Origin of the sequence: Pseudomonas japonica, assembly GCF_900188455.1 — a bacterium.
In the GTDB taxonomy this organism is placed as follows: domain Bacteria; phylum Pseudomonadota; class Gammaproteobacteria; order Pseudomonadales; family Pseudomonadaceae; genus Aquipseudomonas; species Aquipseudomonas japonica.
In genome coordinates, this window is the sequence record NZ_FZOL01000003.1 from 294,306 (window position 1) to 306,796 (window position 12,491).

Consider the following 12,491-nt stretch of genomic DNA (forward strand, 5'->3'; position numbering starts at 1 on the left):
AAACTTCGTGGCAAACACCCGGCACCACCACCCCAAGGAGCCCCCATGCGCCCCCGTCAACTCGGCATCACCACCGGTCTCGGCACCCCCGGCGAATTCAACGCCATCACCGACGTCCCCGGCGTCCGCGTCGGCCATTGCACGCTGATCGACGGCGAACAGATCCGCACCGGCGTCACCATCATCCAGCCCCGCGCCGGCGAAGCGCGTCTGCAGCCATGCTTCGCCGGGGTCCATGTCCTCAACGGCAACGGCGATGCCACCGGCCTGGAGTGGATTCGCGAAGCAGGCCTGCTGACCACCCCGATCGGCATCACCAATACCCACAGCGTCGGCGTGGTGCGCGATGCCTTGATCGCCGCCGAACGCGCAAGCCTGGCCGATCCATCTACCTACTGGTGCATGCCGGTGGTGATGGAAACCTACGACGGCGTACTCAACGACATCTGGGGGCAGCATGTGCGCTCCGAGCATGTCCTCGCCGCGCTGGCTGATGCCAGACCGGGCCCTGTCAGCGAAGGCGCGGTCGGCGGCGGTACCGGGATGATCTGCCATGAATTCAAGGGCGGCATCGGCACCGCCTCGCGTAAGCTGCCGGCGGAGCAGGGCGGCTGGACGGTGGGCGCGCTGGTCCAGGCCAACCATGGGCAACGGCGGGAGTTGCGGGTCGATGGCTATCCGGTCGGGCGGGTACTGGACGATCTGCCGTCACCCTTTGCCGAACGCGGCGAGCCGGGCATGGGCTCGATCGTGGTGGTGCTCGCCACCGATGCGCCGTTGTTGCCGCATCAATGCCAGCGCCTGGCGCAGCGGGCCTCCATCGGCATCGCCCGCACCGGTGGCGGTACCGAAGACTCCAGCGGCGACCTGTTCCTGGCTTTCTCCACCGCCGACCAGCAACTGCCGCCGGTGGGGTACGGGCGCACGGGCGTGGCGTTCTCCCAGGCGGTGGCGATGGTCAACAACGACCATATCAGCCCGCTGTTCCGCGCCGCGGCGGAGGCGGTGGAGGAGGCGATCGTCAATGCGCTGCTGGCCGGGGTGGACATGCGCACGGCAAGTGGCACGCGGGTGCCGGGGCTGACCGGGGAACGCCTGCTGGACGCGCTGCGCCAGACAGGATGGAAACCCGCCCGCCCGTGACCAGGGCCCCGAGGCCCGCTCAGGCGATCCGCCAGCCACCCAGCCCATCCAGCTCCAGATGATGACTGTGAAACCCCGCCAGGGTCGCCCGATGGCCGACGCTCACCAGCATGCTGTCGGCCATGCGCTCGCGCAGCAGGCCGTACAGCGCGTGTTCCAGCCCTTCATCCATGGCTGAGGTGGATTCGTCGAGGAACACGATCCGCGGTTTGTTGAACAGCACCCGGGCAAAGGCCAGGCGCTGTTGCTCGCCGACGGAGAGGATTCGCGCCCAGTCGTTGCTGTCGTCGAGCTTGTCCACCAGGTGCCCGAGATTGACCTCGCGCAGGGCCTGGGCCAGGCGTGGGTCATCTTCCGGCGACCCCGTCGCGGGATAGGCCACCGCCGTGCGCAGCATCCCCAGCGGCAGGTACGGCCGCTGCGACAGGAACAGCGCCTCGGTCCCGCCCGGGCAGCGCACCTCGCCCTCGGCATACGGCCACAGCCCGGCCACGGCGCGCAGCAGGGTGGTCTTGCCACACCCGGAAGGCCCCTTGATCAGCAGTGCATCACCCGCCTGCAGGCGCAGGTCGAAATCCTTCAGCAAGGCATGCCCGTCCGGGCGCAGCACCTGCATCCCGCGGATCTCCAGGGCGTCGGCCTCATTCACCCGCTGTACATGGGGCAGGGCGCGGGCCTCGGCGTTGGCGTCGAGAAAACCGGTCAGACGATCGAGAGTCGCGCGGTACTGGGCGAAGGTGTCGTAGGACTCGCGGAAGAACGACAGCGAATCCTGCACCTGGCCGAAGGCCTGCGAGGTCTGCATCACGTCGCCCAGCTTGATCGCCCCACTGAAGAAGCGCGGCGCCTGGAGAATGAAGGGGAATACCACCGCCACCTGGCTGACCGCGAGGTTGAAGCCGTCGAACTTCAGATTCCGGTAGACCAGGGCCCAGACATTGCGGATCAACGCCATGAAGCGCCCCAGCAGGGTATCGCGCTCGATGGCCGCGCCTTGATAGAACGCCACGTTTTCCGCGTACTCGCGCAGGCGCATCAGGGCGTAGCGGAAGTTCGCCGTGAGTTTTTCGTTGAGGAAGTTCAGGCGGATCAGCGGCTTACCCAGCTTGAAGGCGATCCACGTCGCGACCAGCACATACACGTACACCGCGAACACCATCGCCCGCGGCACCTCGACCCCGGCCACGCTCAGCGGCGCCGACAGCCCCCAGAGAATCCCGGTGAAGGCCACCAGCGACACCAGCGCGCTGATCGCCCCCAGCGACAGGCTGACTGAACCGGCGACGAAGGTGGTCACGTCCAGTTCGATACGCTGGTCCGGGTTGTCCACCGGCTGTTCCAGGAACTGCCCGCGGTAGTAGGCGTCGCCGTCCATCCAGTCGCGGGCCAGGCGGTCGGTGAGCCAGGTGCGCCAGCGGATATTGAAGGCCTGGGTCACGTAGTAGGTGAACAGCGCGCGCAGCACATGGATGCTCGCCAGCACCGCGAACACCCCGAGCAGGTACCAGAAGGCGGTCTGGTCCAGGCCCTGCAGGGCACTGTAGAAACCGTTGTACCAGAACGAAAACAGCACGTTCAGGCGCACCGCGAACAGCGCCAGGACGATCAGCAGGCTGTAGGTCAGCAACGGTCGCCAACTGTGTTTCGGGCTCAGGTAAGGGCCGGCGATCTGCCAGAACTGCTGACCCCAGCGGGTGCAGCGGATGGCCAGTTTCGCGCAGAGGGCGAGTGTGAAGAAGGTGATGAGGCAGGCGCCGGCCAGCCAGATCAGGCTGTCCTGCAGGGCTTGGTGCCAGTCCATTTCCATGGGCGGGGTTCCAGACGGGAGGTCTGGTCAGCGTAGATGAGTGGCAGGGCGGGGTGGGTGAAGGAATCTTAATCTCCAGCCAGGCACCCGGGGGCCCAACACCTCAACGGTTCTGCGTCACGCAGGGACTGTAGAGTTCCCAGATTCTGGTGGGCACGGGGATCAACATCAGGTTGCCGTTCACGATGACCGAGGTGACGCTGTACTTGTCCTGGCCTGTGTCTCGCGCGAAATGCCCTGCGGTTCCGGTCAGGTACGACTGGCCATTTTTCAGGAGCAGGGCGATGGCCTGCTTTCTGAAGGGCGCGTTCATGTCCGTGCCCTCAAGGTAGGGGAACACCATCACCGAGGTGCGTTTGGTGAAAACGTTGAAACGGTGTCCGTCACTCTCGGCAATGCAGCGCACATCTTTCGTAGTGAGGAGCGCATCGGTTCGGTAGGTGCCGTTGCTGAAGTCGACCATCAACAGGCTGTCGGCGGTAAGTACACCAATGCCTGGCGTAGGCTTGCAGGACGCGCCGCCGCCCAGCGCCATCACGCAATAGCTCATGGTCGATGTCGCGACGATGTCCTCCAGATGCAGGTCGCGCTTGAGCTGCTGGCGTGCCTCTGGTGTGTCATGGGCAATGCCGGCACAGGCAGTCAGCAGCGATAGGCTTGTCGCGAGAAGGGCAAGGCGAAACATGCAATTCAGTCCTTTGGGAGATCGAGCCATCCGTGGAACCCATACTGATAGCCAAGAGCCATCAATGGTGCGAACGATAGTGAATATCGAGGGGCGGGTGCAAGCGCGATGCTCAAGGGCCGCATCCGCGGCCCCAGGCAGTGGCGGCCTGGATTAGGCGGGCCGCGGAGGCTCGGGCTTGCGCATCAGCGCCTCCAGCATTGCCTCGCAGATTTCCAGCGAGTGTTGCGTCGCCCAGGCCAAGCGGGTCATCGGCCTGGACGCCATTTCGCACACCTGGCGGTTGGTCTCCATGGCGGCGGTCAGCGAGGTGGACAGGTGCACCAGCACATGCTCCAGGGACGTGCCCGGATTGATCGCGAGCAGCGGACTGTGGGTGCCACGGCAGGTGGCGAAATCGGTATGCGCGGTTTTCGGGGAGGGGCTTGATGCGGGTGGATCGGGGACGATCTTTTTCATTGCGAGACTCCTGGATCAGTGGAGCCGCCAGCCATTGTGGCCAGACAAAGGGAGGCGACTGTACGCAGGCTGGTCAACCGGAGATCCAGGAACCCGGCGCACCCGAAGGTGCCCCGCGCACAGCCGCCATGACTCGAATCGGCAGGCATGAAAAAGCGCCCGCCAATCGGTTGGGGCGCTGATGCGCTCCTGTATCTTGCGGGGGACCAGACCCGGTCGCTGAATTTGCAGCGACCGGCGAAGACTAGGACCCGCATTCCATGAGCGCAACGAGTTAAAGGGCGCAGAAGTATGATTGGGAAATTGCCTACGAGAAAGTCGGAAGCAGGGGAAATTTCGTAGCGATATGCGACGGCTGCAAGCCCATTCTTTCCCTGTAATGGGCTTTTCAGTCGTGGAGTACAGATGTACTCCACGGCTGATTCAAGCATCGGAAACGTCTTTATTGTGCGAAATCGGTCGACAACGACAGCGCCTTCCATTCCACCAGTTCCTGCTCGACCGCCCGATGCTTCGTCTCGATCCGTGCCAGTGCATCACTGCCCAGCGCCAGGCGCTGCGGCGGGTTGGCGGCATTGGCCAGGGTCAGCAGCGCCTCTGCCAGCTTCGCCGGATCACCCGGCTGGGCATGGTTGGCCGCCTCGGCGAAGTTGCGCATCACACCCACCGTAGCGGCGTAGTCCGGCAGCTCAAGGGCGGTCTTCAGCAGCGACTGCTCATCGAGGAAGTCGGTGCGGAAGAAACCGGGCTCGACCACGGTCACCTTGATCCCCAGCGGCGCCAGCTCCTGGTGCATGGCTTCGCTGATGCCCTCGACCGCGAACTTGGTCGCGCCGTACACGCCCCAGCCGACATAGGCCTGGTAGCCGCCCAGCGACGAAATATTGATGACATGACCACTGCGCTGCCGACGCATGTGCGGCAGCACGGCACGGCTGACATTGAGCAGTCCGAACACGTTGGTGGCGAACAGTCGCTCGGTTTCGCTGGCGCTGGTTTCCTCGACCGCGCCGAGCACGCCGAAACCGGCGTTGTTGACCAGCACATCGATCCGTCCGAAGCGCTTGATGCCGGCGGCGACGGCTTCGTGGGCCTGCGCCTCGCGGGTGACATCCAGACGCACCGCCAGCAGGTTCGGGTGTTGCCCGAGGCGCGCCTCGATATCCTCGGGGTTGCGCGCGGTGGCGATGACCGCGTCGCCGGCGGCGAGCGCCTGTTGCGCGATGAGGGTGCCGAAACCACGGGAAGCGCCAGTAATGAGCCAAGTACGCATTTCAACTTCTCCTGCATCCGACCCCACCCGTTGCGGGGCCTTCTCGATACGTGGAGCCAACTGTAAATCCGGCGGATTGCTGTGATAATCCCAGGAATCTTGCATTGGCTTGTGAGGAAAATTCAGCAATGAAGCCGATCAGCACGTCCGACCTTTCGCTGTTCCTGTGCATCGCCCGCCATCTCAACCTCAGCCGCGCCGCCGTGGAACTGGGCTTGACCCCCTCGGCGCTGAGTCATGCCCTGCGCCTGCTGGAAACCCGCCTGGCGGTGCGCCTGTTCAATCGCACCACCCGCAGCGTGGCCCTGACCGAGGCCGGCGAGCGCCTGTATCGGCGCCTGCAACCGGCGTTCCGCGATATCGCCGATGCCCTGGAAGACCTCAACAGCTTTCGCGATACGCCGTCGGGCAACCTGCGCATCACGGCCGGGCGCGCGGCGGCGCAGTTGGTGCTGTTGCCAGTGCTGCCGGGCTTTCTGAGGGCCTGTCCGGATGTGCGCGTGGAGATCGTCGCCGACGATGCGCTGGTGGATATGGTCGGTGCCGGCTTCGATGCCGGGGTGCGCCTGGGCGAACGCCTGCAGGCGGACATGGTGTCGCTGCCGATCGGGCCGAACCTGCGCTCGCTGGTGGTGGGCTCACCGGCGTTCTTCGAGCGCCATCCAGTGCCGCAGCATCCGCAAGACCTCCGGGGCTTGCCCTGTATCGGCCATCGGTTCCCCAGCGGCGCCTTGTATCGCTGGGAATTCGAGCGCGGCGGGATCCAGCTTGACGTGGAAGTGCAGGGTGCCCTGGTGCTCAGCGATGTCAGTCTGATGCTGGAGCCGGCATTGCAAGGGCTGGGCCTGGCGTATGTGTTCGAGGACATGGTCAAGGAGCACCTGGCGCGGGGGGAGCTGCGCCAGGTGCTGGGGGATTGGTGTCACTACTACTCGGGGTTTCACCTGTATTACCCGAGTCGGCGGCAGGTGCCGGGGGCGCTGCGGGCGTTCATCGAATTTGTACGTGGTTCTCAATGAATTCGGCTAACGCGGGCATGAGCCCTCAATTGTTCCAGGCGAAAACGGCATTGAAAATCTTCTCAATGTTCTGTTGAAGGTCACCGTCTTTTCGGTGGCTGTTCTGGAACTGGTCGTATCTGTGTGTGAATCGTTCCGCGATGGCTACCTTCGAATAGCCCGAGTCCTTGCGGAACCTGCCGTTTTTTGATGTGAAATAGTCTTCTGAAAATTCGCGGGGCAAGTAATTTTCTATTGTGTAGTCTTCGGTAATCCAGCAAAAGCTATTGGGTCTTTCTTCGCTCGGAAAGTCGCTCCATACCCGATACTTCACACAGGATTGATTCAGGCAGCGCTCGACGTCGTTTTCTCGAACGAAATCAAGATCTCGATCCATCACGACAATCGAGTTGTTGTTGACGCTGAACATGTCGATCAGGCCGGGTGCTCCGCTTGCTGAATAGTGACCGAGCATTGAGCCTCCGTAGAAAGAAAAACTGAAGTGCATGTTCTCGACAGGCATCTCCCTGTTGTTTTCTTCGCACCACAGCTTTAGCCAATGCAGCAGATAGATTCTGTCTGAGGCGCCCTCCACCCAGACGATGCCATTGGCCTGGAATATGTCACTTGGTCGAATACCCAGTCCGCGCATGGCCAGGGCGGGATTGGTAAGTTCGGACAAGGCGTGTCCATTCGCTTCGAAAAGACGAATTTTCGGTGTCGGCCAGATTCCTATGTCGATGAGTACGCTGGAGTGCGTGGACAAGAACAACTGGAGGTTGTTCTCTTCCGCAATTTCCGAAATCCTCTGTATCAGCAGCCGCTGCAAGGTCGGATGCAGATGAGTTTCGGGCTCTTCAATTACACATATTTCATCGTGCTTACCTTTAAGCCAGGCCAGTAACCCGCCGAACGCTCTCCAACCGGAGGGCAACGTCTTGATCGAGATACGGTTGCTCATGCTGTCATCATTGAGGTCGATGCTGAGTTCCCCGTTCGTCTCGATTCTCAGCACGCGCTTGTCCAGCCGGTCCGGCTGCGGAATTGTATAGAAGGCCTGGCCGCTTTGAAGCGGGAAGGATGCCAATCCGTTCAGGTGACTTGCATTGTCATTCAATACATCAATGAAGTCCTGCAGTGGGACGCCTGTCTCATCATGAGCGGTTCGCCAACTTATCCTGGCGGGGATGCTTTGCATGAGCGCTTCCAGTTTTTCTGGAGGCGTTGAAGCGGTTTGCAGCATCCAGCCACTGTAGGTGGCGATACTGTCGCCGGCATGGACAGAGAAATTTATAAGAGACTCGCCACCGCCCTTTGGTCTGAAGTGTATTTCAGTTTTGCAGTCAGCAAAATCGAGGTAGGCCAGCGCGAGGGTAGGGTCAGTTGTATTTTCCCGTGATAGCGTTTTCAAAACCTCGAAGTCCTTGATCGCTCGCACCATGTCAAGGACTGTTGACTTTCCGCCGCCGTTCGGCCCGACGAAGATGTTTATTGCAGAGGCGCTGTACTGTGTGATTGAACTGGGGTCGAAAGCGCCATCGACCAAACATTCGTTGAGATGGAGGCGACGAAGAGCCATTAGCGAAAAAATCTTTACATGCAAAATATGGTCTTCCGAATGGCCAATATATGTTTTTCGGGCAGTCTAACAAATCCGCGGCAACTGCTCCCCCACCAGCCAGTCCACCACCCGTCGTCCACCAAACCGTGTCTGCATCTGCACGAAGCCGTGCCCATCCTCGACCACCCGGCCGATCTGCGCCGCGTCGCGGGCCAATGGATGCGCACGCATCACCTCCAGCAGTGCCTCGGCATCCGCCGCCGCACAGATCGCCACCAGCTTCCCTTCATTGGCCACATACAACGGGTCCAGTCCGAGCAATTCACAGGCCGCCTCCACCTGTGGCTGCAGCGGAATCGCGGCTTCTTCCAGGAGCATTCCGACCCCGGACTGCCCGGCGATCTCGTTGAGCGTGGTCGCCAACCCGCCCCGGGTGGGATCCCGCAGCACCCGCAGTCCCGGGACCACCGCCAGCATCGCGGCCACCAGTTCATGCAACGCGGCGCTGTCCGAGAGAATCTGCGTTTCGAATTCCAGCGATTCACGCTGCGACAGAATCGCCACGCCATGCTCGCCAATGCTCCCGGACAGCAGGATCACATCCCCCGCACGCGCACGCGCGCCGCCGGTGTCGATCCCGGCCGGTACCACGCCAATCCCGGTCGTGCTGATGAACACGCCATCACCCTTGTCGCGCTCGACCACCTTGGTGTCGCCGGTGACGATCGCCACCCGGGCCTCGCGGGCGGCCTGGCCCATTGAGTCGGCGATGCGCTTGAGATCGGCCAGGGCAAAGCCTTCTTCGAGGATGAAACTGGCCGCCAGGTACAACGGCCGCGCGCCGCTCATGGCGACGTCGTTGAGGGTGCCATGCACGGCCAGGCTGCCGATATCGCCACCGGGGAAGAACAGCGGCGAAATGACGTGGGCATCGGTGGCCATGACCAGCCGCTCACCCGGCGTCAGCACCGGGGTCAGCACGGCGCCGTCGTTGCCCTGGCGCAGCCAGGGGTTGTCGAAGGCGCCGAGGAAGATTTCCTCGATCAACTGCGCCGAAGCGCGGCCGCCGGCGCCGTGGGCCATTTCCACCTGGCCGCGACGCAGGTCGAGGGGGCGGACATAGCCGCGCTTGACGGGAGAACGGGCGTTCATGCTGGCTGTACCTCGATGTCCTTGTAGCGCCCGTAGGCGTAATGCGCGGCGCAGGCGCCTTCATTGGAGACCATGCAGGAACCCACGGGGTTCTCCGGGGTGCACACCGTGCCGAACAGCCGGCAGTCGATCGGCCGCTTCTGCCCGCGCAGGATCGGACCGCAGGCGCAGGCCTTGTGGTCGGGCACAGAGCGGTAGTCCAGGGCGAAGCGGACTTCGGCGTCGTGACGGGCGAACGCCGGACGAATGCGCCGGGCGCTGGCCGGCATTTCACCAAGACCGCGCCATTCGAAACTGTCGCGCAGTTCGAAGACGTCCTCCATCAATGCCTGCATCGGCCGGCTGCCGGCGTCGCTGACGGCGCGGATGAACTGGTTTTCCACTTCGGCGCGGCCATCGTTGACCTGCTGCACCAGCATCAGGATGGCTTGCAGCACGTCCAGCGGCTCGAAGCCGGCGATCACCACCGGCTTGCGGTAGCGCCGGGCGAACTCGCCATAGGGCGCGGCGCCGATGACCACGCTGACATGCGCCGGGCCGACGAAGCCGTCCAGCGGCACCGCCTGCTCGGCTGGGGTGTCGAGAATATGGGCGATGGCCGGGGGAGTGAGGACGTGGCAGCAGAGCACGCTGAAGTTGTCCAGCCCGCGCCGCGCCGCGTCGCGGATCACCAGGGCGGTGGGCGGCGTGGTGGTCTCGAAGCCGACGGCGAAGAACACCACTTCGCGCTGCGGATTGGCCTCGGCGATCTTCAAGGCGTCCTGCGGCGAGTAGATCATGCGGATATCCGCGCCCCGGGCCTTGGCCCGCAGCAGCGACAGACCGTCGGACGCGGGCACCCGCAGGGTGTCGCCGTAGCTGCAGAGAATCACCCGCTGCTCCAGGGCCAGGCGGATGGCCAGGTCGATGCGCCCGATCGGCAGCACGCACACCGGGCAGCCGGGGCCGTGGATCATGCGCAGGTTGTCCGGCAGCAGGTCGCTGACGCCGTAGCGCGAGATGGCGTGGGTATGACCGCCGCAGAACTCCATGAAGCGGTATTCCCGCTGGGGATCGGCCGTCTGCTGGATGCGTGCGGCGATCTGCCGGGCCAGCTCGCCGTCACGGTATTCGTCGATGTACTTCATGGCTGCGGCGCCTGTTCGAGTTGCTTGAAGATGTCCAGGGTGCGCTGCGCTTCTTCCGGGTCGATCAGGCCGAGGGCGTAGCCGACATGGACGATCACGTAGTCGCCGAGCTGCACGCCGCTGACCAGGGCCAGGGAGATTTCCTTGCGGATGCCGCCGAGGTCGACCAGTGCCTGGTCGTCGTCGCGCAGCTCCACCACGCGGGCGGGAATGGCTAGGCACATGCGGTGAGGTCCTCCAGTGGTTCGACGCTCGGGCGGTCCGCCGCGCCGAGCCGGGCCGCGACCCAGGCCTGGCCCAGGGCCAGGCCGGCATCGCCGCAGGACACGCTGCGCGCGCAGTACACCCGGCGGCCCTGGGCGAGCAGGTGCTGTTCCAGGTGCTGGGTGAGCAGCCGATTGACGAAGCAGCCACCGCCCAGCAACACCGGCAGATCGGAGGAGTGCGCGGCGACCCAGTCGGCCAGGGCCGCGGCGAGGGTCAGGTGAAACAGCGCGGCGCCTTGCCCGGCCTGGCCCTGATCGGCCAGCTCGAACAGACGACTCAGCAGAGGCAGCAGGTCCAGGCGGCCATCGCTGCGCAGATGCCAGAGGCCATCGATACCAGGCGCGGGCGCGTGCGCCAGGTAATCGCTGGCCTGGCGCTCCAGGGCAATCGCCGCCTCGGCTTCGAATGCCTGGCGCACGCTCAGGCCGAGAATCCCGGCGGCCACGTCGAACCAGCGCCCGGCGCCGCTGCTGAGCGGACAATTGAGACGGCGTTCGAGCATGCGGGCCACGGTGCTGGCGGCGCTGGTGCCCACCAGCGGTTCCAGGCGCGCGCTGATTTCGTCGGCGCGCCCCAGCAGGTGCAAGGCCGCCGCCACCAGCCGCCATGGCTCCCGCGCGGCGCTGTCGCCGCCAGGCAGCGGCAACGGCAGCAGCGCGCCAAGGCGCCGCCAGGCGCTGTCATCGACCCACAGCAGTTCACCGCCCCAGGCCTGGCCGTCGCTGCCCAGGCCGACGCCATCCAGCGCCAGTCCCAGCACCGGGCCCCGCAGGCCATGCTCGGCGCGCAAGGCGGCGATATGCGCGTGGTGATGCTGCACGCCAAGCGCGGCAACGCCCAGGCGCGCGGCGGTTGCGAGGGCCACGCGGGTGCTGTGGAAGTCCGGGTGCAGATCGTGAGCGACGGCCCGCGGCGGCGCTTCGGCGCAATCGAGCAAGCGCTGCACGGAGGCTTCCAGCGCCAGGCAATTGTCCGCCTCGCCGAGGTCGCCATGCACCGGCGACCAGATCACCTGGTCGCCCTGCAGCAGGCAGGCGCTGTTCTTCAGCCAGGCGCCACAGGCCAGCACGGGGGGCCAGACCTCGGCGTTCGGCAGGGGCTGCACGCGCAGTTCAGTCATGGTGAACCTGCCTGTGCGTGGTCTTGTCCTGGCCATCGAGCAGCCAGTCCAGCCAGGCCTGCATGCCGCTGCCATCGCGGGCGCTGAGCTGGATCACGGGCAGCCCCGGGTTGACCCGGTGCGCGTATTCCAGGCAGCGCTCGACATCGAAGTCCAGGTGCGGCAGCAGGTCGGTCTTGGTCAGCACCATCAGCCTGGCGGCGGCGAACATGTCCGGGTACTTCAGCGGCTTGTCCTCGCCCTCGGTCACCGAGAGGATCGCCACCTTGGCCGCTTCGCCCAGGTCCCACAGGGCCGGGCAGACCAGGTTGCCGACGTTCTCGATGAACAGCAGGCCGGCGGGGCCGCGAGGGGCGAGCGGGCGCAGGGTGCCGGTCACGGTGGCGGCACTGCGCGGGGCCAGGGGAGAGGGGCCATGCCCTTGCGCATGCATGGCGGCGTGCAACGGCAGCCGCGCATAGGCCTCGGCGACCATCCGGGCGTCCAGGTGGCAGCCCTTGCCGGTATTGACCTGGATCGCCGGCACACCGGTGGCGCGAATGCGCTCGGCATCGTTGCTGGTCTGCTGGTCGCCTTCGATCACTGCCAGCGGCAGTTGCGGCCGACGCTGGCGCAGGGCATCGAGGGTGGCGCAGAGCAGGGTGGTCTTGCCCGAGCCGGGGCTGGATACCAGGTTCAGCGCCAGCACGTCGTGACTGTCGAAGGCCTGGCGGTTGCGCGCGGCATGCCGGTCGTTCTCGCCGAGCACGTCCTGTTCGAGGCGGATGGTACGCGACTGGCTGACGCCGGGCAGCGACACCCCGGCGGCGCCCTGGCCGTAATGCAGGTCGCCACCGACAGCCTCGGTGGCATGGGAATGGCCGCTGGAGCAGCCGCAGACGACGCACATGGCGTGTTCT

Annotated in this window: 12 protein-coding genes; 2 read left to right on the plus strand and 10 right to left on the minus strand. The window is 64.8% G+C overall.

Translation table 11 applies throughout. The features are described from left to right. Positions 1-45: 45 nt before the first annotated feature. Positions 46-1,143 (plus strand): DmpA family aminopeptidase, encoded by a 1,098-nt coding sequence (locus CHB99_RS06120; RefSeq protein ID WP_042126969.1) that lies wholly within the window; start codon positions 46-48, stop codon positions 1,141-1,143. 19 nt (positions 1,144-1,162) lie between these two features. Here the strand turns inward: CHB99_RS06120 and CHB99_RS06125 are convergent, their stop codons facing one another. From CHB99_RS06125 to CHB99_RS06140, 4 genes are all read right to left on the minus strand, one after another. Continuing rightward, positions 1,163-2,950 carry an ABC transporter ATP-binding protein/permease gene (locus tag CHB99_RS06125; RefSeq protein WP_042126967.1) on the minus strand — a complete coding sequence of 596 codons (1,788 nt, stop codon included), beginning with the start codon at positions 2,948-2,950 and terminating at the stop codon, positions 1,163-1,165. A 103-nt stretch (positions 2,951-3,053) separates the two neighbouring features. After that, positions 3,054-3,635, minus strand: a complete 582-nt coding sequence (locus CHB99_RS06130; RefSeq protein WP_042126965.1) for a hypothetical protein — start codon at positions 3,633-3,635, stop codon at positions 3,054-3,056. Positions 3,636-3,788: 153 nt separating this feature from the next. Continuing rightward, on the minus strand, positions 3,789-4,094 hold the full coding sequence (locus CHB99_RS06135; protein ID WP_052419497.1) for a hypothetical protein: 306 nt from the start codon (positions 4,092-4,094) through the stop codon (positions 3,789-3,791). 442 nt (positions 4,095-4,536) lie between these two features. Then, a complete protein-coding gene (locus tag CHB99_RS06140; protein WP_042126963.1) occupies positions 4,537-5,367 on the minus strand; it encodes an oxidoreductase in 831 nt (276 codons plus the stop codon). A gap of 128 nt (positions 5,368-5,495) precedes the next feature. Here CHB99_RS06140 and CHB99_RS06145 point away from each other — a divergent pair, with 128 nt between their 5' ends. Beyond that, positions 5,496-6,386, plus strand: coding sequence for a LysR family transcriptional regulator (locus tag CHB99_RS06145; protein WP_042126961.1), 891 nt, complete (start codon positions 5,496-5,498; stop codon positions 6,384-6,386). 25 nt (positions 6,387-6,411) lie between these two features. On the opposite strand, the gene CHB99_RS06150 is transcribed toward CHB99_RS06145, so the two are convergent. The 6 genes from CHB99_RS06150 to hypB all read right to left on the minus strand — a co-directional run bounded on the left by CHB99_RS06150 (position 6,412) and on the right by hypB (position 12,481). Beyond that, complete coding sequence (locus tag CHB99_RS06150; protein WP_245655635.1) at positions 6,412-7,944, minus strand: ATP-dependent nuclease; 1,533 nt, start codon at positions 7,942-7,944, stop codon at positions 6,412-6,414. 66 nt (positions 7,945-8,010) lie between these two features. Then, complete coding sequence (gene hypE, locus CHB99_RS06155; RefSeq protein WP_042126956.1) at positions 8,011-9,078, minus strand: hydrogenase expression/formation protein HypE; 1,068 nt, start codon at positions 9,076-9,078, stop codon at positions 8,011-8,013. Further along, on the minus strand, positions 9,075-10,205 hold the full coding sequence (gene hypD, locus CHB99_RS06160) for a hydrogenase formation protein HypD (RefSeq protein WP_042126954.1): 1,131 nt from the start codon (positions 10,203-10,205) through the stop codon (positions 9,075-9,077). Before hypD ends, hypE begins: the two co-directional genes overlap by 4 nt. Then, a complete protein-coding gene (locus CHB99_RS06165) occupies positions 10,202-10,429 on the minus strand; it encodes a HypC/HybG/HupF family hydrogenase formation chaperone (RefSeq protein ID WP_042126952.1) in 228 nt (75 codons plus the stop codon). Before CHB99_RS06165 ends, hypD begins: the two co-directional genes overlap by 4 nt. Then, positions 10,420-11,592: a Kae1-like domain-containing protein gene (locus CHB99_RS06170; protein ID WP_042126949.1), complete on the minus strand. Its 1,173-nt coding sequence runs from the start codon at positions 11,590-11,592 to the stop codon at positions 10,420-10,422. Before CHB99_RS06170 ends, CHB99_RS06165 begins: the two co-directional genes overlap by 10 nt. Continuing rightward, entirely contained in the window at positions 11,585-12,481 is an 897-nt protein-coding gene (gene hypB / locus CHB99_RS06175) for a hydrogenase nickel incorporation protein HypB (protein ID WP_042126948.1), read from the minus strand. The genes CHB99_RS06170 and hypB overlap by 8 nt, the downstream gene beginning before the upstream one ends. Positions 12,482-12,491 lie beyond the last annotated feature (10 nt).

What these genes read in the sequence shown, in the direction of transcription:
- CHB99_RS06120 (WP_042126969.1), top strand. Translation starts at nt 46, where the DNA reads ATGCGCCCCCGTCAACTCGGCATCACCACCGGTCTCGGCACCCCCGGC.
- CHB99_RS06125 (WP_042126967.1), bottom strand. Translation starts at nt 2,950, where the DNA reads ATGGAAATGGACTGGCACCAAGCCCTGCAGGACAGCCTGATCTGGCTG.
- CHB99_RS06130 (WP_042126965.1), bottom strand. Translation starts at nt 3,635, where the DNA reads ATGTTTCGCCTTGCCCTTCTCGCGACAAGCCTATCGCTGCTGACTGCC.
- CHB99_RS06135 (WP_052419497.1), bottom strand. Translation starts at nt 4,094, where the DNA reads ATGAAAAAGATCGTCCCCGATCCACCCGCATCAAGCCCCTCCCCGAAA.
- CHB99_RS06140 (WP_042126963.1), bottom strand. Translation starts at nt 5,367, where the DNA reads ATGCGTACTTGGCTCATTACTGGCGCTTCCCGTGGTTTCGGCACCCTC.
- CHB99_RS06145 (WP_042126961.1), top strand. Translation starts at nt 5,496, where the DNA reads ATGAAGCCGATCAGCACGTCCGACCTTTCGCTGTTCCTGTGCATCGCC.
- CHB99_RS06150 (WP_245655635.1), bottom strand. Translation starts at nt 7,944, where the DNA reads ATGGCTCTTCGTCGCCTCCATCTCAACGAATGTTTGGTCGATGGCGCT.
- hypE (WP_042126956.1), bottom strand. Translation starts at nt 9,078, where the DNA reads ATGAACGCCCGTTCTCCCGTCAAGCGCGGCTATGTCCGCCCCCTCGAC.
- hypD (WP_042126954.1), bottom strand. Translation starts at nt 10,205, where the DNA reads ATGAAGTACATCGACGAATACCGTGACGGCGAGCTGGCCCGGCAGATC.
- CHB99_RS06165 (WP_042126952.1), bottom strand. Translation starts at nt 10,429, where the DNA reads ATGTGCCTAGCCATTCCCGCCCGCGTGGTGGAGCTGCGCGACGACGAC.
- CHB99_RS06170 (WP_042126949.1), bottom strand. Translation starts at nt 11,592, where the DNA reads ATGACTGAACTGCGCGTGCAGCCCCTGCCGAACGCCGAGGTCTGGCCC.
- hypB (WP_042126948.1), bottom strand. Translation starts at nt 12,481, where the DNA reads ATGTGCGTCGTCTGCGGCTGCTCCAGCGGCCATTCCCATGCCACCGAG.